Here is a 23,555-nt window from a genome sequence, read left to right as displayed (position 1 = left end):
AGCCGGCCCCTGTGGAAGAAGATCAGGCCGCGACGCAGCCCGCATTGTCGCGGGACGGGGAGCCGAGTTGCAGGAACTGCGCCTCCGGCATGCCCAGCGTCTGGTTGACCTGTGCCGCGCGGTCGAAGGCCACCACCACGGCGCTGCCGGAGCGTTCCTCGATCTTGTTCAGGAAGATGTCGGATATGGCCTGCCGGTTGTGGTCCAGCTTCACCGCCGCGCCGGTGGGCGCCTTGATCTCGGCCGCCGCCAGCGCCCGCTGGAATGCCGCCTGGTTGCCGGACAGATCGCCATCCACCGCGCGCAGCGCATGCAGGATACCGTACAGGTTGGTCACGTAGTTCACCCCGTGGATGGAGGGCGAGGCGAAGCCGCCCTCATTCGCCCAGCGGCGACGGTAGCGCGCGACGAAGTCGTTCCAGCTCGGGTCGTCGATGATGTCCGCGATCGGGCCGCCGGAGATCATGCCCATCATCACCCGGCGATGCGGACCACGGGCTGACAGCATGGTCTGGTCGGCCATGATCGAACCGCCGACCAGCGGCTTGTTGCCACCGGCCTGGGCGTACTGCGTCATGAAGGCCAGCCCGTCCGTACCGCCATGCACCACCACCACGGCCCCGGCGCCGGAGCGGTTGATCTGCGCGATCTGGGAGGTGAAGTCGGTGGTGCCGAGCGGTGCCCAGAACTGCGTGACCTTGCCGCCGAGACGGCAGAATTCCAGGTTGAAGCCGAAGACCTGCGCGTAGGGGAAGGCATAATCGCCCGCGGTTACCGCGACCTCCCGGATCCCCATCGTCTGGTAGACGTGCCGCCCGAGGCCGGCCATCCACTGCGTGCCGTCGGTGGAGAAGCGGAAGAAGTTGGGGGACGGGTTGCGCAGCGTGGTATCCGACGCGCCGGAGGATCCGTTGACGATGGTCTTCCCCGTCAGCGTGCGGGAATAGTCGCGCAGCGCGATGCCCTCCGCGCCCGACAGCGGGCCGAGGATGATGTCCACATTATCCTGCTCGATCAGCTTCCGCGCACGCGCCAGCGCCACATCGGCCTGTGCGTTGGAGCTCTCGCGGATGAACTCGATGCGCCGGCCGCCGACGGTGTTCTCGATGCGCTCCAGTTCCATCGTCACGCAGCGGTAGGCGTCCTGCCCGCCGGTGGCGAAGGGGCCCTCCAGCGTGGTCAGGCCGCCGAGTCGGATGGGGGCGCGCTGCGCGATGGCGGGCGCGGCGAGCGGTCCGGCGGCGAGGCCGGCCGCGCCCAGAAGCGCGGTGCGGCGGGTGATCCGAAACTGCATGACCAATCCTCCTTGGTGGCTTGTTGTGGTGGTGCGCGAAGCCGGACGGCCGCGCGGACGCGGTGGGCTCATTCCCGGCGCGGCGTGACCAGGCGGCGAAGCCGGGCGGCCAGGCCGATCATGCCGTCCGGCGAGGCCAGCACGATGACCAGGAACACGACGCCGATGAGCGTGTTGAAGCGGTCGCGGTCGTAGATGGTGGCCGCGAAGGTGTCGAAGACCGTGAAGATCAGCGACCCGATGAAGGCGCCGATCGGATGGCCCAGGCCCCCGATCACGCTCATGATGAGCACGTTGATGGAGGCGCCGAGACCGATGGAGCCGGGCGAGATGCCGATGTTGTAGATGGTGGACAGGATGCCGCCGCAGCCCGCGACGAACCCCGCCAGGCCGAAGGCGGCGATGCGGTGCAAGGCGACCGAATACCCCAGCGCCGCGACGCGCCGGGGATTGTCGCGGATGCCCTGCAGCACCAGTCCGAAGGGCGTCCGCACCAGGTACAGGATGCCGAAATACAGCAGCGCGGCCGTGGTCAGCGCAATGTGGTAGAACACCATGGCGTTGCGGAAATCCGCGCCGAACACCGTGGGGCCGACGACGTTGCGGATGCCCTCGTAGCCGTTGAACCAGGCGATGTTGGTCTCGATGAAGCGGAACACGCCCATCGCCAGCGCCAGCGTGATCATCAGCAGGTAGATGTCCCGCGTCCGCACGCTGACGGCGCCGACCAGCAATCCCATCGCGGTCGCCGCCAGCAGCCCGACCGGGATCGCCGTGGCGTAGCCGAGCCCGCCGGCGATGCTCGGCACCGCACCTTCGACGAACACCGCCAGCGTGTAGCCCGCGACGCCGGCGATGGTCATCTGCGCCAGGGACACGAAGCCGCCATAGGTGGCCAGGAAGGTCAGCGACATGGCGATGATGCCGAAGACCAGGGCGCGGCCTAGGATGTTGGCGGTCCAGAACTGCGCCTGATTGGCCGGCAGGACCTGCGGCAGCAGCCAGGGCAGCGCCAGCAGCAGCAGCAGGCCCGCCAGCGACCAGGTGATGGTGCGGCTACGCACGGCCGAGGATGCCCTGCGGCCGCAGCGCCAGCACCGCCACCATGATGACGAAGGTCAGGATGACGGAATAGGTCGGGAACACCGCCTGCCCGATCTGCTCCGCCAGCCCGATCAGCACCGCGCCCAGCGCCGTGCCCGTGACGCTGCCCATGCCGCCGACGATGACCACCACCAGCGAGACCAGCAGGAAGCGCCCATCCGCGCCCTGCGCCAGCGGCTGCGCCGTGGCGCCGATGACCCCGCCAAGGCCCGCCAGCGCGGCGCCCAGCGCGAACACCGCGATGCCCACCAGCGGCACGTTGACGCCGCAGGCGCCCAGCATCTCCCGGTCATCGACGCCGGCACGGATCATCATGCCGAGCTTCGTGCGGTTGAGCAGCAGCCAAAGTCCGATGCCGACGGCCAGCGCGATGCCGATCTGCACCAGGCGGAAGGTCGGGTAGCCACCGATGCCCGGAAGCTGCGTGGCGCCGAAGATGGCGTCGGGCGCGAAGAACTGCCGCGGCGTACCGCCGAACACGGCAAGAAGCTGGTCGGCCACGATGATCGACAGGCCGATGGTGACCAGCGCCTGCCGCAGCTCCTGGCCCTGCATCCAGCCGAGCAGCAGCTTCTGCACAACGGCCCCGAACACGGCCGCGAAGGCGACGCCGGCGGCGAGGCCGGCATACCAGGCGTACCAGACATCGCGGTCGTACAGCGGCTCGAACACCGCGTAGCCGACATAGCCGGCCACCAGGTACATCGCACCATGCGCCATGTTCACCACGCGCATCAGGCCGAAGATCAGCGAGAAGCCGCTGGCGATGATGAAGTACAGCGCGGCCAGCGTCAGCCCGTTCAACACGATGGTTGCCGCCAGATCCATGCGCCTGCCCGTTTCCCCGCAGCCTCACCGAGCCGCTATCCGGGGCCGACGATGGCGGAGCAGGCGGAGGCGCTGCAAGATGGTATTTCCGCAATGATTGGGTAGAATTGGGTAATGACCAAAGATCCTGCCCAGCTCAGTCCTTGTGCAGATCTCGCTGCGGTGCGTGCGGCGGACCGGCCCGGGCGCGTCTTCCTGCCGGCGCTGGCGTCCTTTCCCACGGAGAGCTGGCCGCTGGTGGCGCTGCTGCCGGTGCTCGACATCAACGGCGCCCTGGCCGCGGCGCTGGGCGCGGGGCGCCCCTTCCGTGGCGGCGCCCCGGTCGCCGGCATCTTCGCCTGCGACCCCTTCCTGCGTCTGGCGGACCTCGCCGCGACGCTGCGCGCGGCCGGCATCACGCAGGTGGTGAACTACCCGACCGTGCAGATCTTCGAAGGCGAGACCGCCGCCGCCCTGGCCGCGGTCAACTACCGGGCCGAGTCCGAGTTCCGTCTGCTGCTGCGGCTGGCCGCGCTGGGCTTCACCCCGATCGCCTGCGCCACCTCACGCGTCGCGGTGGATACGGCGCTGGAACTCGGCCTGCGGCGCATCCTGCTGCATCCGGGGGTGCTGCCCCGCGCGGATCCATCCGGCTGGTGGACGCCGCTCGCCACCCGGGTGGCGGTGGAGGGTGGGGTCGCACTGGGCTGGCAGATGCCGGATCAGGCCTCCAACCCCAGGCGACGCATGCGGTTGTAGAGCGTCTTGCGGGCGATGCCGAGGAAGGCGGCCGTCTCGCCGCGGCGGAAGCGGTTGCGGCGCAGCGCGTCCAGGATCCAGGCGCGCTCATCTTCCGGGGATGCCGGCGGTGCCGTGCTGGCCAGGCCGATCTGCGCCTCCAGCGTCGCGAGGTCGATGCGGCCGTTGCGGCCCTCCGTGGCCGCGCGCCGCAGCACCTCGGCCAGCTCGCGCAGATTGCCGGGCCAGCTTCGCGCCATCAGCAGACGCAACGCCGCCGGCTCCAGCTCCGCCGCCCCGTGCTGCGCCCCGCGCAGCAGGGCGCGCGCCAGCAGGGGCAGGTCCTCCAGCCGGTCGCGGAGCGCCGGCACGGTCAGGCGCTGCGCAGACAGGGCACGGGCCAGCGCTTCCCCGCCCAGGGGATGCGTCAGCACCAGCCGCGCACCGGGAATGCGCTCGGCGGGCTTGGCAAAGCGGGCGAAGCTGCCGCGCTCGATCCAGTCGGCCAGCCTGGCGCGCAGCATGGGCGGCAGTGCATCCGCGCTCTCGATCACCAGCGTGCTGTGACGCAATGCCAACAGCGCGGCCGGTCCACCTTCACCGAACAGCCGGGCCGCGATGTCCTGCCGGGCATCAAGGAAGGTCAGCGCGCCGGTGCGGCCGCTGGCCTGGTGGATGGCGCGCGCGACCGTGGTGCGCCCGGCGCCGGGCTCACCTTCCACCAGGATCGGCAGGTCCGTGGCCACCAGCCGGGCGATGCGTGCCATGAGCTGCCGCGCCGGCTGCGAGCGGCCGACCAGACCGGGCACCCGCGCCGCCACCGTGTCGCCTTCCTGCGGCAGCAGCCGCGTGGTCTTGAAGGCGGAGGTGGTCTGCATAACGGACATCTCGAGCGGCAGTCGGTCGAGCGTGGAGCCGCCAAGGTAGCCATCGGCGCGGGAGGCCTCGCACACCTGCTGCAGGTGGCTCGGGTCGATGATCGGTCCGCCCTCCACGAAGCACAGTGTGCCGGGCGCGCGACGGCGGATATGCGCGAACAGGCGCCGCGCCCGTTCCGCCGCCTGGTCCAGCGGCACGCCGCTCGGCACGCCCTGGCTGCCGCCCGAGTTCCAGCCGAAGTTGAGGCACAGCCGCTCTACCTTCGCGTCCAGCAACGCATCCACCTCCACCCGCGTCTTCGCATAGCCGAGTGTCGCCAGGCGGTATTCGGGCGCGGCGCGCAGCATCTCAACCTCGCGCGGGAAGCCGAGGCCAGCCTCCTCCAGCGCCACGCGGAAGCTGCCATCGAGGTGGATGGCGGTGGGGAAGTTGGCGACGCCGTTGTAGCCGGCCTCGCTGACGCGGCGCAGCAGGGCCGGGATGGAAAGCCGCGGGTCGCAGGCGGCGGCGCCGAAGAAGACCGGGACGGAGACGCGGTCCAGGATCTCCTGCCGTGCGAAGGCATCGGTGAAGGCGTTGCTGTCGCGGATCGGCAGCATGGCGGCGAGCGATGGCGCGCCCATGACACGCAGGCGACCGGCGGACAGCACCAGCAGGAAATCCGCCCCGCCATCCACCGCGGCGCGCGCCGTCATGCCCAGCCCAATGGCGGCGCCAACGAGGATCTCCATGCGCTTCGCCATGCACCCATCCTTGCCCGGCGTCGCGGGTTATAGCGCAGTGTGGCGCGGACGGTCACCTCTGGCACGAGGTCCAGCGTCGTCGCGCGGACGCCGTTGGCGACCGCGTCCGCGCGAAGCCTGGAACACCGTCTGGTGAACGCGCGATCCGCTGACACTGCCGTGGCGATGCCGTAATGGGATGGCTGCCGGCCTCATCTTCGGCAAGGGAGCCAACCGCGGTGCTGCTCAAGACCATGGACCCAAAGGACCGCGGAACCGGCGCCGCGCGACGCCCCGAGCTGGGTGATCTCTGGAGCGTGCGGCCGATCAGCCGCAGCTTCGGCTTCGATCGTGGAACGCCAGTGGACCGCCACTTCGTGGACCGCTTCCTGACCGCCCATGCCGCCGACGTCTTTGGCCGCACGTTGGAGATCGGCGACGACAGCTACACCGCGCAATATGGCGGCACGCGCACCACGCAGCGCGACATCCTGCATGTCGACGCCAGCAACCCCCGCGCCACAATCGTCGGAGACCTGTCGGGCACCGTGGATCTGCCGGCGGAGGCCTTCGACTGCGCCGTCATCACCCAGACGCTGCACCTGATCCAGGATGTCCGCTCCGCCCTGGTCAAGCTGCATCGCAGCCTGAAGCCGGGCGGCGTCCTGCTCGTGACCGTCCCGAGCGTCAGCCAGATCAGCCAGGATGAGTGGGCCGCCACCTGGTACTGGGGCTTCACCGCCCGCTCGCTCCGCCGCCTGGCGGACGGCGTGTTCGGTGCCGATGCCGTGGCGGTGGAGAGCTTCGGCTCACCCGCCGCGACGGTCGCGTTCCTGCACGGCGCCGCGGCCGAGGAAGTACCGCCGGCGGTGCTGGAGATGCAGGACCCGGCGCGGCCGACGCTGCTGGGCCTGCGCGCGATCAGGCGTTAGACGGGCTGGCGGGGGCGAGAAGGTCGCGCGCGTAAAGGCGCGCGAAGGCACCGCCGGCCCGCGCCAGGACTGCGGGCCTGCCCTGTTCGACCACCCGTCCCGCCTCCAGCACCACGACGCGGTCGGCGTGCTGGATCGTGCTCAGGCGATGTGCGACCACCACCACCGCGGTCCGCCCGTCGAGGCGCACCAGCGCCTGCTGGACTGCGGCCTCCGAAAGGCCATCCAGCGCATTGGTGGCCTCGTCGAGCAGCAGGATATCCGGCCGCCGCAGCAGCGCGCGCGCTAGGCTGATGCGCTGCCGCTGCCCGCCGGACAGGCTGAGGCCACCGGCGCCCACTTGGGTGTCGTAGCCAAGCGGCAATGCGGCGATGAAGCCAGCGGCGTCGGCCTGCCGCGCGGCCTCGATGATGGCCGCCCGATCCGCCTGGCCCTCCGGCAGGCCGAAGCCGATGTTGTCGGCGATCGATCCCGTCATCAGTTCCGCATCCTGCCCGGCAATGGCGATGCGGCCGCGCCAGGCGGCCAGGTCGAGGTCGCGCAGCGTCACGCCATCCACCAGGATCTGGCCCGCGCTCGGATGGTGGAAGCGCAGCAGCAGGTTGATGATGGTCGATTTGCCGGCGCCGGATTCTCCCACCAGCGCCGTCACCTCGCCACGATGGATTTCGAAGGACACGTCGCGCAGCACCTCGGTGCGATCTTCCCAGTAGCGGAAGCCGACGCGGTCGAAGCGCACCATCTCCTGCAGGCCGGCAAAGGGACGCGTGCCGGAGCGGATGTAGGCGTCCCGGTCCTGGTCGAGCAGATCCTTCACCGCGGCGACCGCCGCCGCGGAGCCGGCGAGCAGCACGCGGTTGTGCTCCAGGTTCCGGGCATGTGGCTGCAGCCGGTAGACCAGGAGCAGGAAGGCGATGAGCGTCGGCAGCGCCACGCCGGAGCGGACCGCGACCAGCACGGCCACGATGAGCAGCGGCGTGTAGAGGAACTCGACCAGCGGATGGACCAGGCCGACGACCCGTTCCAGCCGGAAGAAGGCCTGCCTCACCTCCTCCGTCGCGGCGTCGAAGCGGCGGGTTTCCGAGCCCTCCCGGCCGAAGGCCACGATCATGCGCGCGCCGTTCAGCATGTCCAGCAGGTGGCGCAGCAGGTTGCCATTGGCGGCGGTCGAAAGCTCGCCCAGGTGCCGGGCGCGGCGCGTCAGCAACCGGATGGTCAGCGAGGCAAGCACCACCGCCACCGCCGCCCCGATCGTCAACTGCCACGAAATCACCAGCAGCATGACACCGAAGACGGCGATGGTGCTGGCATTCGCGACGAGGGTGAACAGGTAGCCGACGGCGTCGCTGGTCCGCCAAAGCTGCGTGTCCATCACGTTGAGCAGCTCGCTCGGCTGGCGACGCTGGATGAAAGGATGGCCGAGGCCGAGGACCTGGCGGAACACGCCCCGCCGCAGGTCCTGGCTGACCCGCCCGTTCAACCAGTTCGACACGATGACATGGGCATAGAGCACCACCGTCCTGGCCAGCACCAGCGCGATGATCGCGCCGCCGACGACCAGCATGCGCTGCTCCGCATCCAGGTCGCCGAAGATGCGGCCGAAGGGGCTGGTGGTGTCCAGCTCCCCGGTCGCGGCCTGCAGGAAAGGGATCAGCAGCCCGATCCCGATGCCTTCCGACAGGGAGGCGAAGACGCCGAGCAGGCCGAGCACCGGCAGCGCCCAGGGGTAGGGTCGCAGGAAGCTTCCGAGGTGTCGGACCACCTCGGGCACGATGCCCGTGCGGGCCGCCATCAGCGGGTCCTCACGAGACGCACGGCACGCTTGGCCGCGTGTTTCAGCGCGCCGGCGATGGCTGACGGCACGGCCAGCACCGCATGCAGCCTCGGTTGTCGATACGGCCGGAATTCCCGGTCGAGCCAGCGCCAGACCAGCGGATCGCGCATCTGCCGGGCGCGCAGATACGCCTCCAGCCATTCGAGGAAGTTGCGGCGCGCCGGATTGGCGCGCTTCGGGTGGTAGTGCGCGGCGCTGACGGCCTGCGCGGAATAGGAGGCGTCGTGCTGCCGGTATTTGTCCAGGCAATCCGCCACCACCAGGATCGGCGCGTGCAGCGCCATCTTGGACAGGAAGACCTGGTCCTCGAAGGCGCCACGGAAGGCTTCCTCGAAGCCGCCGACCTGCCGTACCGCCTCGGCGCGCGCCAGCAGGCTGCAGATCCCGGGCAATGCCGCCCCGCCGGTGCGCAGGAAGCGGCGCAGCAATTCGGGCGGCTCGAAGCGCGTGCCGTCCTCGGCGTGCAGCCTGCCGGTGAAGTCGCGCGCCACATCCTCCGGCCGCCCGGTCCAGCCATACCAGTACAGCGTCGGCCCATAGACCATCGCCACATCCGGCGCTGCGGCCAGAACCTCCAGGTGCCGCTCCAGCCGACGCGGCAGGAAGACGTCGTCGGCATCGAGGAAGGCGATGAAGTCGCCCCTGGCTTCGGCGATGCCAAGGTTGCGGGAGGCGCTCATGCCGCGATTCTCATGCCCCGCATGTTCCAGGTAGCGCACCCGCGCCGGATGGGCCTCCGCGATACGGCGCGCGATGCCAGCGCTTTCATCGGTGGAGCCGTCGTCGACCAGCAGCAATTCCCAGTGGCGATGGGTCTGCGCGAAGACGCTGTCGATGGCCTCCTCGAGAAAGGCGCCCGGGTCGCGGAAGATGATGATGACCGAGACGAGGGATGCGGCGTGGCTCATGCGCAGATCGCCGAGACCTGCCGGACCAGCGCGTCACCGGGCATGTCCGGAACCGGCAGCCGCGCCAGGCGGAAATGATCGGGGCGGTGGCCCACGCCGCCACCGGATGTCGTGCAGGCGCGCAGGAAGCCGGCATCGCGCACGGCGGCGACGCCGTGGCCGTCATGGGCACCGAAGGGGTAGGAGAAGCTGTGCACCCGCATGCCGATCATCGCCTCGAGTTCATCCTTGCCGCGCTGGATCTGGTCCCGCTGTCCTGCCGGCGGCAGCGTCGGAAGCCGGGGGTGGTCGGCGGTGTGCCCGCCAAACTCGATCAGCCCGCGGCTTCGGCCGGCAAACTCCCCGAGCTCCGCCGGCGTGAGGGGTCGGTGCGTCTCGCGCGGCCGGCCCACGGCGCGGCCAAGCTCCATCGCGAACGACCCGAGCGCCGCCTGTTGCGCGTTCGGCGGCAGGTCCGAAAGCGCGGCCCATACCTGTCGGTAGAGCGCCGGCGGATCAGCGGTCATCCACACCCGCGCCTGCCCCCCCACCGCAGCCTGCAACCTTGCCGGCAAGGCACCTCCGAGCAGCAGACGCTCCAGCGCATCCCACCAGAATTCGCGCGACGCCAGGATGGGGCCGGTGGCGACGAAGATCGTGGCCGGTGCGTCGCTGCGCTCCAGCAGCGGAAAGGCAGCATGGTAGTTGTCGGCGTAGCCATCGTCGAAGGTGATGGCGAGGGCGCGCTTCGGCAGCCGCTGCTGCTCCGCCGCGGCCACCAGCTCGGCCAGCGGCAGGATCGTGGCACCCCAGTCGCGGAGCGCGCCGAGGTGGTCCTGGAAATGCGTGGGCGACACGCAGAGGTCCCAGGGATCCGAGCCTGGCGCCGCCACCCGGTGGTACATCAGCACCACCGCGCCCCGCCGCAGCCCAAGGCGGTGGCCGGCCGCACGCAGCCGGGCGGTGAGGCCGAGCTTGGGAAGCCTCACCGCGCAGCCTGCACGCCGATGACGAGCGGATAGGGCGCGTCGTGCCGGTCGCGCTGGGCCCGCGACAGCGCGGTGGCGGGCGATCCGGCGGCGCAGGCGACGGCGGCGAGCACGTTGCCATGGGCCGTGACCCGCACCGAGGCCGGTGGCGCCACCGCCTCGAACATCAGCTTGGCCAGATGCTGCGTGAAGCGCCACTGGTGCGTATCCTCGAAGCCGGGCTCGGCCCGGACCACGCCGGGCAGGGTCGCGAGCAACAGCGCGCCGGGCCGGCAGGCCGCAACGACCCGCCGCAGGCCTTCGTGCGGATCGTCCACCTGGCCCAGCACGTCGACCAGCACCGCCCCGTCATAGTCCTCGCCGGGCAAGCCGCCCTGGTCCAGTTCCGCGACGCCGATGCGCGTCACCTGGGCATCGGGCAGCGCCACGGGAAGCGCGCCGGCCACCAGGATGCGGCCCCTCAGCAGGGCGGCACGCGCGGCGAGGAATTCGGTCGTGTAGTGCGCGGCCAGTCCGTCCTGGCCGGCGGCCAGTGCGCCGCTGAAGCTGTCCGGGCTGGCGAGGGCGCCGAAACGCAGGCGCCCGACCTTTCGCGCAAACAGGAAGCGGCGGATGCGCTTGATCAGGGGGACAGCCATCGGGGGACCCTTCGGGCAAAGGCGCCGATCTCGCCGGCGGAAAGCCGAAACTCGCCGCGCGCCACGCGGGCGGCGACCTGGCGGGCGAACTGGAAGCCGTATTTGGCAATCGTGAAGCGCAAGCCGGCGCGGTAGGCGCGCCGCAGATCCCGGCTGGCCAGCCGCGGGCGCTGGCGGCGCAGCACGGCGAGCCCGGCCTCGATCATGTCGAGCGATTGCCCGGACAGGGTGCCGCCGTGCCGCCGGTACTCCGCCACCAGCGCCATGTGGGCCTGCACCGGATGCCGCCACGCCATGCGAAGATACAGGTCGTGATCCTCGCAGGACCGCAGGGCGGCATCGAAGCCGCCGGCCTCGACGATCGCGGAACGCCGGTACAGCACCGCGCCATGCATGCCGACGAGGTTGCGGGCCAGGAGAGCGCCGTAGGGAACCGGCCCCGGCCTCGGCCGGACCGAAGGCCGGCAGGGCCGGCCCGTGGCATCGACATTGGTGTAGCCACCGAAGACGAAGCCGCAGTCCGGATGCTCGGCCAGGCACGCCATGCCCGCCGCCAGCCCACCGGGCAGCAGCCGGTCATCGGCGTCGAGAAAGGCGACGAGGCTGGCGCTGCCCGCGGCCAGCCCGGTGTTGCGGGCCCCGGCAAGTCCCTGGTTGGCCTGCCGGATAAAGATCGCTTCCGGCGCCACGGCCCGCACCGCCGCGGTGACATCCTGCGTCGAGCCATCGTCTACGACGATGATCTCGACCTTGGCCGGCGCCTGCCGCCGCGCGCTGCGCAGCGCATCCGGCAGCAGATGGGCCTGCTGGTAGCAGGGAATCACGATGGTGACGTCCGGCGGCTGCGTCATGATCAGCCAAGCAGGCGGCGAACGAGGCGCCAGTACAGGTTGAGGCAGAACGACAGGGCGGCCACCGCGGCGGAGACCACACGTTGCTCCGCCACGCCCTGCGCCAACGGCAGTGCGCCGCCGGACAGCAGGACGCGGTCCGGCACCAGGCGCCGCGCCTGCATGATGCGGCGCTGCCGGCGGATGCCGGCAAAGTTCCGCGCCTGCCAGAGCCAAGCGTCCATCCAGGGGCGGGCCCAGCCATTCTTCAGAACGAAGACGAAAGTCGCCGCTTCATACAGCAGCAGCGCGGGCGCCAGGATCAGCAGCGTGCGCAGCCGGTAGTGCGTGATCATCGTCAGCAGGCGATGCCGCATCGTGAGGTAGGCGCGGCGATGCGGATAAGTGCCCTGCCCGCGGTACGAAAGGCCGGGCGTGCCACGGCCACGATCGTGATGCACGACAGCCTCCGGCACGCAGAGGATCGTGTGGCCCAGCGCCCGCATGCGAAGGCTGAACTCCAGATCCTCGAAATAGAAGACATAGCGCTCGTCGAAGCCGCCGGCGTCGAGCACGGCGTCGCGGTCCACCAGCATGCAGGCGCCGATGCAGGCGCCCACCTGCACCGGGCACGGTTGCATCTCGAAGGCCGCGCGGCTCGCGAGGGGCAGGTTGGCGTGGCGCAGGCTCATCGTGCCGACGAAATGCGCGGCGGCGCCGTCGCACTGGACCAGGTCCAGGTCCGGATGGAACACCACGCGCGGGCAGGCGACCGTGGCGGCCGCCTGACGCATGGCGCGCCACAGGATCTCGATGCACCGGTCCGTGACGTAGACATCGCCGTCCACCAGCAGGACCGGACCCGGCCCGACATGGCGCAGGCCGGCATTGCGCGCCGCCGCCAGCCCGATGTTGGTGTCCATGGCCAGGAGTTCGACGTCGGGAAACTCGGCACAGACCTGCTCCCGGCTGCCATCGGTCGAGGCGTTGTCCACCAGGATGATCCGCGACGGCGACGCGGAGGCCGAGGACAGGGCACGGATGGTGTTCGCGATACGCTCCCCGCCATTGTAGTTCACCACGATGGCCGCGGGACGAGTGTCCGTCGCGGCGGGCGACATGCGAACAGACGGGGCCTCGATGTGTCGTGGCTTGATCAGCCGGGGATAGAGCCCCTCGAGCTGCTCCGCGACCTGGTCCCAGGCGAAGTGCTTCTGCACCAGGATGCGCCCGTTGTCGCCCATCCGGCGTGCCGTCTGGTCGTCATCCAGCAGACCCACCACGGCGCCGGCGAATCCCTCGATGTCGCCATTCGCCACGATCCGTGCGTGCTGCCCGTTCACCAGGTGGCGCGCGGAGCCCTGGAAGGACACGATCGGTCGGCTTGCTGCCATGTAGTTCAACAGCTTCTGCGGCAGGCCCGCGCCCTCGATCCGCGGGTTGAGCGCGACGGTGGCCCTGGCGAGGCGTGCCGGCAGGTCGGCGAACAGTGTGTGCAGGACATCGATCCGGTCGCGCACGCCGAGCGTCTGCGCGATCTCCTCGTATCGGTCGAACCGATCCTCGGTGGCCAGCATGAGCCGCGTCATCGGCCGCATGTCGAGGATGCGCCGGAAGCTGCGGATCAGCAGATCGATGCCCTGGAAGGGCGCGAGGTTGCCGGCATAGACAATGAGGTTCGGGTCCTGCGCCGCGTCCCGGCCCTCGGGCAAGTCGAAATGCTCGGCCTCCACGCCATTCGGGATGACGCTGATTTGTTCGTCCGGCACGCGGGACTTCTCGATCAGCGCGGCGCGGATCTCCGCCGAAACCGCCACGACATGATCGGCCAGCCGGGGTGCGAAGCGATCCACGACTGATCCTGCCAGGCGCTTGGCGCCCTGCGGCAGGCCAAGCCGGTAGTAGTGGAGTTCGGAGGACAGGGTCGTGTGGGCGTCGTAGATGAGAGGAATCCGATGGCGCCGCGCTGCGGGCCAGGAGACCGCGAGCCCCTCGAAGTGGTGGGCGTGGATGATGTCGATGCGATGGTCGCGCACGACCTCCGACACCGTCGAGGCGAGCGCCGGATCCAGCAGCAGAAGTTTGGACAGCGCCGGGCCGGGAGAGGTTTTTCTATAGCTGTCGAAGTTACGGATCCGATGTACGGTAAATGGCGGCTTGGTCGGAAAGTCATCGCCAAGATGATAGGTTGCAACGTGAACGTCGTGGCCCCTCAACGCCAGGGCTTCCGCCATGCGGAGGATCCGTGTGGGCGTGCCGCGGGACATGGGAAACGGGCATGCAGCCGTCAAAAGAATTCGTTGGGCTTTCATTTCCGCGCCAACCACTGGTGCCCCACACAGCTCATCTTCTTGATTTAAAGACATCAAACGGCCCCGCGCGTCATCAAAAACGATACAAACGCGCCGCCGCGTCTCGTGATTGGTCAGAGACGGGATATTGCAGATAATCTTACGTAGGCGCCACGATATAAAATCTCAACTTCATGAGAGCAGTTGGCGGGCTTGTTTAAATTTAAGTAAATTCAGTTTTTGGAGTGTCGCAGCATGTCGCCGGCCATTTCGGTGGTGATGCCCGTGTTCAACGTGGCGCCCTTCGTCGCGCAGTCCCTGGGCAGCATCCTCGGCCAGACCTTCCGCGACCTCGAAGTCATCGTCATCGATGACGGCTCCGCGGACGGCACGGTGGCGGAGATCCGCAAGGTGGCCGACCCGCGCGTTCGTCTCGTGGAGTTTCCCTCCAACCGCGGTGTCGTGGCCGCATTGAACGAGGGCCTCGACCGCGCGCGTGGCACCTTCCTGGCTCGGATGGATGGCGACGACATCAGCCATCCGAAGCGCCTGGCGCGCCAGCTCGCCTTTCTCGACCGGCATCGCGCCATCGGCATCTGCGGCACGGCCTGGAGCTTCTTCGGCGCGCGCGGAGGGGCCGACCGCTATAGGTCGGGCAGCGCTGAGCTCAAGGCGGGGCTGCTGTTCGGCTCACCCTTTTCGCACCCGACTATACTGGCGCGCCGGGACCTGCTGGAACGCAACCACATCCGCTACGACCCCGCCTACGAGGCGGCGGAGGATTACGAGCTCTGGGCGCGGCTCGCGCGCCACACGGAGATGGCGAACCTGCCGCAGATCCTGTTCCACCAGCGCATCCACCCCGGCAGCGTGAGCCATGTCCAGCGGCCGCGCCAGGAAGCGGCGGCAAGGCGGGTGCGGCGTGACCTGCTGGGCTGGCTGGGCCTTGGGTCGACCCCATCACGTGCCGATACGGATGACGAGGACGCCGGGATCCACGAGCGGATCGTGCGGGCCTCCATCACCGGCGCGGAGCCGGACCTCAGGCCGCCTTTCCTTACGGAGGCCGAAGCCTGGCTGGTGCAGGTGCTCGAATGCAATCGTCGCAGCCGGCGCTTCGACGAGGACGGCCTGGCGCGTGTGATTCAGAAGCATTGGTACAAGATGTGCCGCAACCTGTGGTTCGCGACCGGCGCATCCGCCGTGGAGGCCGCCTTTTTCGCCTCATCCTTGAGCACGGCCGGCTGGAGGATCCGCTGGCGCCTGAATAGGATCCGGCAGGCCCCTTGATGATAGCTTTGTGCGGAGCAAGGATCGCAAGCGCGACTGGCCGCGGCGCGATGATCCTGCGTTGAAACTGCACGCATGATAGACGCCCCGCCAAGCAGTGCAGGCGAAGCCTACACTGGATGCGGCGCCTGAACTCGACGATGATGGCCTCCTCCGCCTCGGACCGGGTGGTGCTGCGGGGCCGGGAGGGATGCATCGGCGCATCGAAGTGGTGGCACGCCCGCGCCTCTTGTTGGCTGTCTCAGGGTTCAGCCCGTTGCCGACCGCCAGGGCGCGCATAGGGCGCCGTCCTCAGCGGCCGCAGGGGGCATCCAGGCTGGCGAAGAGTTCCGCCCGGCTGGCGCCAAAGCCGCGCATCAGGCGGGCATTCAGCTCGGCGGTCAAGGTGATGATCGCGACATTGAGGTCGCCGAGCGCAAAGAACCTGGCGTTGCGCAGCCGCGCCAGAATCCACCGCTCCGCCAGCAGCACCGACTGCTCAACCTTCACCTTGTAGCGCGGCTTGCCGGGCCGGGCTGGGCTGGCAGGATGGCGGCGCCGTAGTGCTCCGCCATCTCCAGATAGGACCGGTTCAGCCCGGGGTCATACCGGTCGGGGTTGGTCACCGCGGCCTTGAGGTTGTCGCAGACGATGAATTTCGGCACGCGGCCCAGCGCGGCGAACAGGTTCACATGCGCCCCGAGCCAGTCCGCCAGCTCCTCGCTGGCCCTGGCCTCGGCGAACACCAGACTGCCATCCGAGGTCAGCCGCCCACCGTCAAAGGCGGCAGTGAGCTTCTTGCGGTCGATCGCTGGAAAGCCGAACGGCTCGGTCGTATCGTCGTCCATGGCGGGTGTGGCGCGGCCTGAGGGTGCTACGGGTTGGTCTCGACACCCAAATCCGTAAACGCATCCAGCAGCATACGCCACACCCGCCAGCCTCACCCAGGCATGTGGTGAATAAGAACGGCTTCTGTAATCGGGTCGGTCAATGACCGGCGTAGTGGTCACATCGCGGGTTCCTCGCTTCTGTTCGTGGTCGGCGTGGAGCCGCCACAGGCTACGGCTAGGCAGGCGGGGCGGACCAATCTAGCAAGCGGGCTCGGCGGAAACCGGCACCGGCGCTCTTGCGGTCTCGCCCTGCCGCGTCCCCGCGACGGGACGTCGGACGCTCGGGTGGGGAACGGTGGGCGACTACGCCACGACCGCCTCCTTGCCCCAGCGGAACTCGGTGCCGTCGCGCCACATGCCCAGCAGCACGACGGCGAGCTTGCGGGCTACGGCCACCTTGGCGCGGCGCATGCCCGAGCGCTTCGCGATCGCCATGCCCCAGGCCTTCAGCGACGACCAGCGGCTCGTCCTGGTGAGCAGGACGTTCGCTGCCTCATAGAGCGCTTGGCGCGCAAGACCGTCGCCTTGCTTGCTGATGTGCCCCACACGGTCGGTCTCGCCGGACTGGTAGCGCCGAGGCGTCAGGCCGAAGTGGGCACCTATGGCACGGGACCGGCTGAACCGCGCCGGATCGTCCACCGCCGAGCAGAAGGTCAGCGCGGTGACCGGACCAACACCGGGCACCGTCATCAGCCTTCTGTAATCGGGTCGGTCAATGACCGGCGTAGTGGTCACATCGCGGGTTCCTCGCTTCTGTTCGTGGTCGGCGTGGAGCCGCCACAGGCTACGGCTAGGCAGGCGGGGCGGACCAATCTAGCAAGCGGGCTCGGCGGAAACCGGCACCGGCGCTCTTGCGGTCTCGCCCTGCCGCGTCCCCGCGACGGGACGTCGGACGCTCGGGTGGGGAACGGTGGGCGACTACGCCACGACCGCCTCCTTGCCCCAGCGGAACTCGGTGCCGTCGCGCCACATGCCCAGCAGCACGACGGCGAGCTTGCGGGCTACGGCCACCTTGGCGCGGCGCATGCCCGAGCGCTTCGCGATCGCCATGCCCCAGGCCTTCAGCGACGACCAGCGGCTCGTCCTGGTGAGCAGGACGTTCGCTGCCTCATAGAGCGCTTGGCGCGCAAGACCGTCGCCTTGCTTGCTGATGTGCCCCACACGGTCGGTCTCGCCGGACTGGTAGCGCCGAGGCGTCAGGCCGAAGTGGGCACCTATGGCACGGGACCGGCTGAACCGCGCCGGATCGTCCACCGCCGAGCAGAAGGTCAGCGCGGTGACCGGACCAACACCGGGCACCGTCATCAGCCTGCGGCAGACGGCATCGTCACGCGTGGCGCAGATAACAAGGCGATGCAGGCGCTCCCGCTCGGACAGCAGGGCCTCGCGTACCTGCAGCAAGGGCTCGATCACGGCGGCAAGGCTCTTGCGGTCCGCCGCGAGCTCACGGGCTCGACTGGGAAATGCCCGCTCAACGACGGGGCCGACCTTCAGCCCGAAGCCGCGCAGCAGGCCACGGATGCCATTGTCGATGTCCCGGAGTTTCCCCACCAGCAGCTTCCTGGCCGTCAGCAACGCCCGGAGCTCCTGGGAGAGCTCCGACTTCACATGCACGGCCCGGAACCAGCCGGTTCGGACCATCTGGGCGATAGCACGTGCGTCGGTCCGGTCGGTCTTGACCGGCATGGTCTTGGTCGCTGCCCGTAGCTGCCGGGTCTCGAGCAGCACCACCGGCAGCCCCGCCGCCTTCAGTCCGGCATGGAGCCACTGCGACATCGGCCCAGCCTCGAGGCCGACACGGGCGAACTCCAGACCCGCCCCCGTCAGGGCCGCAGCCAGCGCCTCCGGCTCGCTCTCCGCCTTCAGCTCCCGGAGCACGGCCCCGGAGCCGTCAACAATGCAGATGCTGCTCGTCTCCAGCGAGACGTCGATCCCGGCATAGTGGGTCATCTCGGTGCCTCCCTCTGCTCAGGCCCACCTGGGCCTTCTGGAAGAACAACCGGTCACGGCAACTCGCGCTACCTGCCGACCCGATTACCGTATCTAGGCGCCTCGCCGCCTGCAGTGCAGACTGGGCGGACCCTATGCTGCAACGCCCTTCAATCTTCGCTGCGTGGGCCGGCAAGCCGCGAGAAAGCGGCAGACCTGGTTGCTAGGGCAGGAAGGTCGTGCTCCCGCCCGGCCGGCTCAATTCTTCCGTGATGTAGCATTTCCGGTTTGCCCGCGACGGCTGGAGCTTCGACGCTGCTTCTCGACGGGAGACGTGCCATGCGCGACCACGACACCGCCGACCTGCTGCTGGACCGGCTCCGCGGCCTCACGCCCATCGTCGAGCAGCACCGCGAGGCCATTGACGCCGAGCGCCGATTACCTGCGCCACTCTTCGGCGCGCTTGCCGAAGCTGGGCTCTTCCGGCTCTGGTTACCGAGGGCCCTTGGCGGACCGGAACTCTCGCCGCTTGAGTTCATGGAGGTAGTGGAGGCCGCGACAGCGCTCGATGCGTCGGTCGGATGGATCGTCGGAAACGGGGGCGGGGCGAGCCGCGTTGCCGGCTACTTGCCGGAAACAGCGGCAAAGCGAGTGTTCGCGGACCCGCGCGCCTTCCTGGTGCTGGCTACCGGCGCGGTGGGCCGCGCCGTTCCGACCGAGGGCGGCTATCGCGTGACGGGCCGTTGGCCCTACGGCAGCGGCATCCACGGCGCGACCGGCGTGGCCGGGCTCTGCGCTGTCGCGGCGGCAGGGCAGGAGGGGCCGGCGCCGACGCTGATGGCGCTTGCGCCGATCGACGCCGTGGCGGTGATCGATACCTGGCAGGTGTCTGGCCTCAAGGGCACGGGGAGCTGCGACTTCACGCTTGATGACGTGTTTGTTCCGGCCGATCACGTCTTCGGCTACCCGGACCAGCACGCGGTGATGCCGGGCCTGGTTTACCGCCTGCCTGTGGTCAGCACCTTCAGCTGGAGCGTCTCGGTGGTGCCGCTGGCGATCACGCGCGCGATCTCGGCGGATGTCGCCGGGCTGATGGTGGACCGGATGCGCGTCGGCACCAGCGTGGCGCTGCGCGAGCGCGAGAGCATCCAGTCGGAGGTGGGCCGCGCCGAAGCCATCTTGCGTGCCGCCCGTGCCCTGATGGTTGAGGCAATGTCGGCGCTGATGGCGGCGGTGGAGCGCGGCGAGACAGCGCTGATACCGCGCCGTGCGGACCTCCGCTTGGCCACAGCTCACGCCGCGGACAGCGCGCTCCGCGCCGCGGCGATGCTGGAGGCAGCGGTTGGAGCCGTCGCCATTCAGGAAGGCGGGCCGCTCGCGCGGCGGCTGCGCGACCTTCGCGCGGCAGTGCAGCACGTCGCAATGTCGCCCAACAGCTTCATCGTCGCCGGCCGGCTGCGCCTAGGACTCGACGCGGGCACGATGCGGATCTGAGAGGGTTGGACCTAACCTGCCGATGCGCCATCGACGCTCCCGGTGACATGGCAGGCAGATCCGACGGGCGTAACCCGACGGGAGCTCCTCCCGCGGCCCAACCCGGTCAGCCGAGGGCACGCAGGCCCTGTCCGCTTCCAGCAAGGCGGCGGCACCCAGCAGGTGGCCGAGAAGGGCGCGAAGCTGCTGCTCTCGCCCGTTGGTCAGCAGTTTCTGCTTGGGCCTCACCATTGGACCTATCGGGCGCGGCCGGGGGAGTCGCTTTTGGGTCGCGGGAGGCGCTTGCCGCCCGCGGGCGACCGCTCCGTTCAGATGTATATCCCCTCGGAGATGGCGAGTGCGTCGTCAACCTCCACCCCGAGATACGGGACGGTGCTCTCGATCTTCGTGTGACCGAGCAGCAACTGGACCGTCTAAAGATTGTCGGTCCGCCAATAGATGAGGGCCACCTTCGTACACCGGAGTGAATGGGTTCCGTACAGCCGAGCATCGAGCCCGACCGAGCCGACCCAACTATCCAGCAATCGAGCGTAGTGGCGGTGGTGATCGGCTTCCGGCCGCCCCCAATCCTACTCGGAAAAGGTAGTCGCCGGACCTGAGGCCGCCCTGAGTGATCCAGCGCATGACGACTTCGCGGGTCTGCTCGGTCAAATCGAACTGTACCGGGCGCCCCGTCTTGCGCTGCAGCACCGTCGCCCGCGGCCGAATGGGCCCGCCGAGGAGCACGTCATCAACGCGGAGGGCGACCAGATCACAGCCCCGGATTTTGCTGTCGATGGCGAGGTTGAACCAGGCGAGGTCGAGGTGGCGTTCGGCAATCTGGAGCCGGATGCGGATGGCCCAGACCTCACGGAGCTTCAGCGGCGGCTTCTGGCCGAGCAGCCGCCTCCTGTTCCAAGATGGACGACCTCCGGCGGGATCTCTGGGTGTGGGGTCGTGGCTCATTGCGGATCTCCTGGTCCCGTCCAACCGCGACCACCGCGGCCGGGGCGCCAGAGGACCAAAAAGTTCCCGACGCAGTCCGACAGCCTCGTCTTCCCGATACCCTTTCGACCTCGGCGGCAACCTCTCCCGCACCATAGGTGGCGCCATGGTGCACCACGCGGCACTGCTGTCGGTCAGGTCGATCTCGCCGACTTGCGGCTTTCCGCGCCGCTCACCGTCTCACGCAGCATGGCGACGAAGTTCCGCTTGGCGCGGTGCCGCGCCAGCAGATCCTCGACATAGGCCCGCTGCGCGCCGTCCTCGCCGATCCGGGCACGCACGGCCGCTATGCGGCCGACCAGCCGGCAGGCATCGGCATAGCCGTGCTTGTTGGTGAGCCCGACCTGCGCCTCAGCCAAGCGCTGGTAGACCGCGATGGCGTCCGCGGGCCTGGCCACCTCGCTCGCCTCCGCCAGCTGGCGCCAGAGGCCGTCATGGCAGCCGTGTCGCCGCGCCGCATCCCATGCCGCGTCGAGCCGTCGCTCGCGGAGGAGGATCTCGATTATCAGCCCCGCCGCGCCGACGTCCTCCCATCCCGTTCGCGGCGCGCGCTTCGCAAGCCTCGCCTCCAGCACCCCCAAGGCGCGACCCGTCATCGCGGTCCGCGCCGCGGACCGGGCACGTGTCCCCTTCGCCAGCGCTTCGTAGAGCCGCATCGAGGGCTGGCGCTCGAAGCCGCGCCAGAGCACCGCCTTGGCCTCCGCGCCTCGCCCGGCGGCACGGTGCCGCTCGGCCAGGAACACCAGCAGCGGCTCGTTCGAGGGGTCGTCGAATAGGAAGGCCCCCTCCTCCGCCCAGCGCACCGCCTCCGCCTCGCGCTCCCCTTCGAGGCAGAACTCCGCCAGCCGCAGATAGTCGTGCGCCTGCGACAGCCCCGCCGCCCGCAGCGCGATGCGCCGGTCCATGTCGCCATCGCGCGCCGCGAAGCCGTCCAGGATCGGGAACAGCGTGTAGCGGGCGAAGCCCTCCTCGTCGCCGGCAAGCACGCCACCGCGCCGCGCGCGCGTCTTCGGCAGCGCGTCCCAGGCCACCTCGGCGAGGCGCCGATACTCGGCCAGGCCGGCCGGGCCGAGAAGGTGGCCATAGGTGCCGCTCGCGGCGCGGAAGGTGCCGAAGGGCTCGCCCGTCTCGAGCCGGAACAGGTCGCGCGCGAGCGTAACCGGATCGGGGCGCAGCGCCTCACACGCGGCGAGGTGCAACGCCGCGGCGCGCTCCGCGATCTCGACCCCGCCGCGTTCCGAGTCGTCCACCGTCTCCAGTGCGCCCGGCAGGCGCCCGAAGAGATCGGTCGTGAGTTCCAGCACCAGGGCAGCATGCGCGGCCGAGAGCAGGCCCTCGAAGCCCTCCAGAACGTCGAGCACGCCCGCGACCCAGCTGCCGGCTTCCTGGTACTCGACGAAGCGGCCCGTCCGCAGCGCGCGCTTTAGCGCCGCCCGGCAGCGCTGGGCGAGCCCGGCCGCGTCTCCGGCGGCGGCGCGCGCGGCGAGGTCGAGGCGGTCGAGCAGCGCGGCATCGCGCTCGGCAAGGTCGAGGATCATTTCGGCGAGCCGCTCGACTCCCTGGCCACGCAAATGCGCGCGAATGGCACCCAACCGGTCCGGGACATCGCCGCCCGCCCCGGTCGCCAGTCCGGTGGCGACGAGATGCTTGCAGAAGCCATAGTCGGCGAAGGCGGGGCAGGCGCACTCGCCCTCAATACCGGCCCGGCCGGCCCGCAGCACCGTCCGGTAGACGGTCGTGCCGGCGACCCGCGCGGAGACGACGATGCCGTCGTCCGAAAGAAGCCCCACCCGCCCCTCGCGCAGATATGCCTCGCCGCGGGCGAAGGTGGCATCGCCGGCCAGGCGCTTCAGCTCGGAGCGGGCAAAACGGGACATGACGAGTGACCTCCAGTCTTTGTGCCAGGCGCCGTTCCGGCAGCCGCGGGCCGCACATCATATCGCTCATCCAGCCCCTTCGGCACGCCGCGGGGCTGGCGCGAGAGCGGCCACTGCCGGTACGCCAGACGCGCGAGGGGGATGCCCTCGGCGATGCAATGGCCGTCCCTGAGGAGAGGAGTTGGCGTGATCGGGCCCACGGGGGAGCCGGGAGCGGAGGTGCTCGCCGGGCAGGTCGAACGGGTCACCTTCCACAACGAGGACAGCGGCTTCTGCGTCCTTCGCGTGAAGGCGCGCGGGCGCCGCGACCTCGTCACCGTGGTGAGTCACGCCGCAACGATCTCGGCCGGAGAGTGGATCACCGCCACCGGCGAGTGGGTGGTGGACCGCACCCACGGCCAGCAGTTCCGTGCGCGCTTCCTCCGCACCTCCGCGCCGACCACGGCGGAGGGCATTCAGAGGTACCTCGCCTCGGGGATGATCCGCGGCATCGGCCCAGCCTATGCGGGTAAGCTCGTCCGCGGCTTCGGCGAGGAGGTGCTGCGCGGCGATCATGGTGAGAAAGCGCGGCGATCAGGATGAGAAACGCCTGCATGGCGTCGGCGGGAGGGCGTAGCCCGACCGACGGGGCCATGCAGGCGAGCGCCTCGCCCCTGCCGGGGGTGGGTGGCTGGCGGTTGCGGCCGGCCGGCATCGGAATGGCTCCTTCGCTACGAGGGGTCTTCCGGTGCCCGGCCGCCATGTCACCGACTGCCAGATGAGGCTGTACATGACACTTCGCCGCACCCAGCCCGTGCCGATCGACGCCGCCAGAGCGGGGTTCAGCACGGCCACCGCCTATCGGATCGAGGGGGACCCCCGACCATCTTCGGCCCGCACCACGCCCCGCGGACGGCGTCGGCCGGACCCGCTGGCGGCGATCTGGGACGGTGAGGTCGTCCCGCTGCTCCAGTCCGCGCCCGGACTGCGGCCGATTGCCGTCTTCGAGGAGATCAGGCGCCGTCATCCCGAACTCGGCGCCGGTATCCGCCGCACGCTGGAGCGCCGGATCCGGGGCTGGCGGGCGCTGCACGGACCGGAACAGGAGGTGATCTTCCGCCAGCTCCATCAGCCCGGCCACCTCGGCCTGTCGGACTTCACCGACATGCGCGATCTCGCCGTCACCAT

The 23,555-nt window shown here is 69.7% G+C and carries 17 protein-coding genes and 5 pseudogenes; 6 read left to right on the top strand and 16 right to left on the bottom strand.

Features of this window, described 5'->3' with window-relative positions:
* Window positions 1-22 precede the first annotated feature (22 nt).
* The 3 genes from ACLF3G_RS21375 to ACLF3G_RS21365 form a co-directional block, all read right to left on the bottom strand.
* The gene (locus ACLF3G_RS21375; RefSeq protein WP_430671433.1) at window positions 23-1,294 is read right to left on the bottom strand and encodes an ABC transporter substrate-binding protein; all 1,272 of its coding nucleotides are present in this window, start codon (window positions 1,292-1,294) and stop codon (window positions 23-25) included.
* 68 nt (window positions 1,295-1,362) lie between these two features.
* Window positions 1,363-2,358 (bottom strand): branched-chain amino acid ABC transporter permease, encoded by a 996-nt coding sequence (locus ACLF3G_RS21370; RefSeq protein WP_430671432.1) that lies wholly within the window; start codon window positions 2,356-2,358, stop codon window positions 1,363-1,365.
* Window positions 2,351-3,226, bottom strand: a complete 876-nt coding sequence (locus ACLF3G_RS21365; protein WP_430671431.1) for a branched-chain amino acid ABC transporter permease — start codon at window positions 3,224-3,226, stop codon at window positions 2,351-2,353. Before ACLF3G_RS21365 ends, ACLF3G_RS21370 begins: the two co-directional genes overlap by 8 nt.
* Before the next feature lie 114 nt (window positions 3,227-3,340).
* On the opposite strand from ACLF3G_RS21365, the gene ACLF3G_RS21360 reads away from it, so the two are divergent.
* The gene (locus ACLF3G_RS21360; RefSeq protein ID WP_430671430.1) at window positions 3,341-3,964 is read left to right on the top strand and encodes a hypothetical protein; all 624 of its coding nucleotides are present in this window, start codon (window positions 3,341-3,343) and stop codon (window positions 3,962-3,964) included.
* On the opposite strand, the gene ACLF3G_RS21355 is transcribed toward ACLF3G_RS21360, so the two are convergent.
* On the bottom strand, window positions 3,928-5,565 hold the full coding sequence (locus ACLF3G_RS21355; protein ID WP_430671429.1) for a phosphoenolpyruvate hydrolase family protein: 1,638 nt from the start codon (window positions 5,563-5,565) through the stop codon (window positions 3,928-3,930). The two genes, ACLF3G_RS21360 and ACLF3G_RS21355, sit on opposite strands and share 37 nt — an antisense overlap.
* Before the next feature lie 218 nt (window positions 5,566-5,783).
* Between ACLF3G_RS21355 and ACLF3G_RS21350 the strand changes: the two genes are divergently transcribed.
* Window positions 5,784-6,476 carry a class I SAM-dependent methyltransferase gene (locus ACLF3G_RS21350; protein WP_430671428.1) on the top strand — a complete coding sequence of 231 codons (693 nt, stop codon included), beginning with the start codon at window positions 5,784-5,786 and terminating at the stop codon, window positions 6,474-6,476.
* Here the strand turns inward: ACLF3G_RS21350 and ACLF3G_RS21345 are convergent.
* From ACLF3G_RS21345 to ACLF3G_RS21320, 6 genes are read right to left on the bottom strand one after another with little or no spacing between them, the layout of a single operon-like run.
* Window positions 6,466-8,268, bottom strand: coding sequence for an ABC transporter ATP-binding protein (locus ACLF3G_RS21345; protein WP_430671427.1), 1,803 nt, complete (start codon window positions 8,266-8,268; stop codon window positions 6,466-6,468). The two genes, ACLF3G_RS21350 and ACLF3G_RS21345, sit on opposite strands and share 11 nt — an antisense overlap.
* Complete coding sequence (locus tag ACLF3G_RS21340; protein ID WP_430671426.1) at window positions 8,268-9,218, bottom strand: glycosyltransferase family 2 protein; 951 nt, start codon at window positions 9,216-9,218, stop codon at window positions 8,268-8,270. Before ACLF3G_RS21340 ends, ACLF3G_RS21345 begins: the two co-directional genes overlap by 1 nt.
* A complete protein-coding gene (locus tag ACLF3G_RS21335) occupies window positions 9,215-10,186 on the bottom strand; it encodes a polysaccharide deacetylase family protein (protein ID WP_430671425.1) in 972 nt (323 codons plus the stop codon). The genes ACLF3G_RS21340 and ACLF3G_RS21335 overlap by 4 nt, the downstream gene beginning before the upstream one ends.
* A complete protein-coding gene (locus tag ACLF3G_RS21330) occupies window positions 10,183-10,824 on the bottom strand; it encodes a hypothetical protein (protein ID WP_430671424.1) in 642 nt (213 codons plus the stop codon). Before ACLF3G_RS21330 ends, ACLF3G_RS21335 begins: the two co-directional genes overlap by 4 nt.
* Entirely contained in the window at window positions 10,809-11,675 is an 867-nt protein-coding gene (locus tag ACLF3G_RS21325) for a glycosyltransferase (protein ID WP_430671423.1), read from the bottom strand. Before ACLF3G_RS21325 ends, ACLF3G_RS21330 begins: the two co-directional genes overlap by 16 nt.
* Window positions 11,676-11,677: 2 nt before the next feature.
* Complete coding sequence (locus ACLF3G_RS21320) at window positions 11,678-13,921, bottom strand: glycosyltransferase (protein ID WP_430671422.1); 2,244 nt, start codon at window positions 13,919-13,921, stop codon at window positions 11,678-11,680.
* A gap of 279 nt (window positions 13,922-14,200) precedes the next feature.
* Here ACLF3G_RS21320 and ACLF3G_RS21315 point away from each other — a divergent pair, with 279 nt between their 5' ends.
* Entirely contained in the window at window positions 14,201-15,235 is a 1,035-nt protein-coding gene (locus tag ACLF3G_RS21315; protein WP_430671421.1) for a glycosyltransferase family 2 protein, read from the top strand.
* A 121-nt stretch (window positions 15,236-15,356) separates the two neighbouring features.
* On the opposite strand, the pseudogene ACLF3G_RS21310 reads toward ACLF3G_RS21315, so the two are convergent.
* The 4 genes and pseudogenes from ACLF3G_RS21310 to ACLF3G_RS21295 all read right to left on the bottom strand — a co-directional run.
* A pseudogene (locus ACLF3G_RS21310) lies at window positions 15,357-15,511 on the bottom strand (IS481 family transposase); the annotation flags it as partial.
* Window positions 15,512-15,538: 27 nt separating this feature from the next.
* Window positions 15,539-15,957: pseudogene (locus ACLF3G_RS21305) on the bottom strand (IS21 family transposase); the annotation flags it as partial.
* 450 nt (window positions 15,958-16,407) lie between these two features.
* A pseudogene (locus ACLF3G_RS21300) lies at window positions 16,408-16,803 on the bottom strand (transposase); the annotation flags it as partial.
* 219 nt (window positions 16,804-17,022) lie between these two features.
* Window positions 17,023-18,054 (bottom strand): IS110 family transposase, encoded by a 1,032-nt coding sequence (locus ACLF3G_RS21295; protein WP_430671420.1) that lies wholly within the window; start codon window positions 18,052-18,054, stop codon window positions 17,023-17,025.
* A 318-nt stretch (window positions 18,055-18,372) separates the two neighbouring features.
* Between ACLF3G_RS21295 and ACLF3G_RS21290 the strand changes: the two genes are divergently transcribed.
* The gene (locus ACLF3G_RS21290; RefSeq protein WP_430671419.1) at window positions 18,373-19,527 is read left to right on the top strand and encodes an acyl-CoA dehydrogenase family protein; all 1,155 of its coding nucleotides are present in this window, start codon (window positions 18,373-18,375) and stop codon (window positions 19,525-19,527) included.
* 513 nt (window positions 19,528-20,040) lie between these two features.
* Here the strand turns inward: ACLF3G_RS21290 and ACLF3G_RS21285 are convergent.
* Window positions 20,041-20,472, bottom strand: coding sequence for a hypothetical protein (locus tag ACLF3G_RS21285; RefSeq protein ID WP_430671418.1), 432 nt, complete (start codon window positions 20,470-20,472; stop codon window positions 20,041-20,043).
* Window positions 20,473-20,645: 173 nt separating this feature from the next.
* Window positions 20,646-22,388 (bottom strand): SWIM zinc finger family protein, encoded by a 1,743-nt coding sequence (locus tag ACLF3G_RS21280; RefSeq protein WP_430671417.1) that lies wholly within the window; start codon window positions 22,386-22,388, stop codon window positions 20,646-20,648.
* Between the two features lie 153 nt (window positions 22,389-22,541).
* On the opposite strand from ACLF3G_RS21280, the pseudogene ACLF3G_RS21275 reads away from it, so the two are divergent.
* Together ACLF3G_RS21275 and ACLF3G_RS21270 are read left to right on the top strand one after the other, a co-directional pair.
* A pseudogene (locus tag ACLF3G_RS21275) lies at window positions 22,542-22,928 on the top strand (YrrC family ATP-dependent DNA helicase); the annotation flags it as partial.
* A gap of 187 nt (window positions 22,929-23,115) precedes the next feature.
* Window positions 23,116-23,555: pseudogene (locus ACLF3G_RS21270) on the top strand (IS21 family transposase); the annotation flags it as partial.

It is taken from the genome of Falsiroseomonas sp. HC035, from assembly GCF_050563525.1.
In the GTDB taxonomy this organism is placed as follows: Bacteria; Pseudomonadota; Alphaproteobacteria; order Acetobacterales; family Acetobacteraceae; genus Falsiroseomonas.
This window is presented reverse-complemented; position numbering and strand designations above follow the sequence as displayed.

What these genes read in the sequence shown, in the direction of transcription:
- ACLF3G_RS21375 (WP_430671433.1), bottom strand. Translation starts at nt 1,294, where the DNA reads ATGCAGTTTCGGATCACCCGCCGCACCGCGCTTCTGGGCGCGGCCGGC.
- ACLF3G_RS21365 (WP_430671431.1), bottom strand. Translation starts at nt 3,226, where the DNA reads ATGGATCTGGCGGCAACCATCGTGTTGAACGGGCTGACGCTGGCCGCG.
- ACLF3G_RS21360 (WP_430671430.1), top strand. Translation starts at nt 3,341, where the DNA reads ATGACCAAAGATCCTGCCCAGCTCAGTCCTTGTGCAGATCTCGCTGCG.
- ACLF3G_RS21355 (WP_430671429.1), bottom strand. Translation starts at nt 5,565, where the DNA reads ATGGCGAAGCGCATGGAGATCCTCGTTGGCGCCGCCATTGGGCTGGGC.
- ACLF3G_RS21345 (WP_430671427.1), bottom strand. Translation starts at nt 8,268, where the DNA reads ATGGCGGCCCGCACGGGCATCGTGCCCGAGGTGGTCCGACACCTCGGA.
- ACLF3G_RS21340 (WP_430671426.1), bottom strand. Translation starts at nt 9,218, where the DNA reads ATGAGCCACGCCGCATCCCTCGTCTCGGTCATCATCATCTTCCGCGAC.
- ACLF3G_RS21330 (WP_430671424.1), bottom strand. Translation starts at nt 10,824, where the DNA reads ATGGCTGTCCCCCTGATCAAGCGCATCCGCCGCTTCCTGTTTGCGCGA.
- ACLF3G_RS21325 (WP_430671423.1), bottom strand. Translation starts at nt 11,675, where the DNA reads ATGACGCAGCCGCCGGACGTCACCATCGTGATTCCCTGCTACCAGCAG.
- ACLF3G_RS21320 (WP_430671422.1), bottom strand. Translation starts at nt 13,921, where the DNA reads ATGTCCCGCGGCACGCCCACACGGATCCTCCGCATGGCGGAAGCCCTG.
- ACLF3G_RS21315 (WP_430671421.1), top strand. Translation starts at nt 14,201, where the DNA reads ATGTCGCCGGCCATTTCGGTGGTGATGCCCGTGTTCAACGTGGCGCCC.
- ACLF3G_RS21295 (WP_430671420.1), bottom strand. Translation starts at nt 18,054, where the DNA reads ATGACCCACTATGCCGGGATCGACGTCTCGCTGGAGACGAGCAGCATC.
- ACLF3G_RS21290 (WP_430671419.1), top strand. Translation starts at nt 18,373, where the DNA reads ATGCGCGACCACGACACCGCCGACCTGCTGCTGGACCGGCTCCGCGGC.
- ACLF3G_RS21285 (WP_430671418.1), bottom strand. Translation starts at nt 20,472, where the DNA reads ATGAGCCACGACCCCACACCCAGAGATCCCGCCGGAGGTCGTCCATCT.
- ACLF3G_RS21280 (WP_430671417.1), bottom strand. Translation starts at nt 22,388, where the DNA reads ATGTCCCGTTTTGCCCGCTCCGAGCTGAAGCGCCTGGCCGGCGATGCC.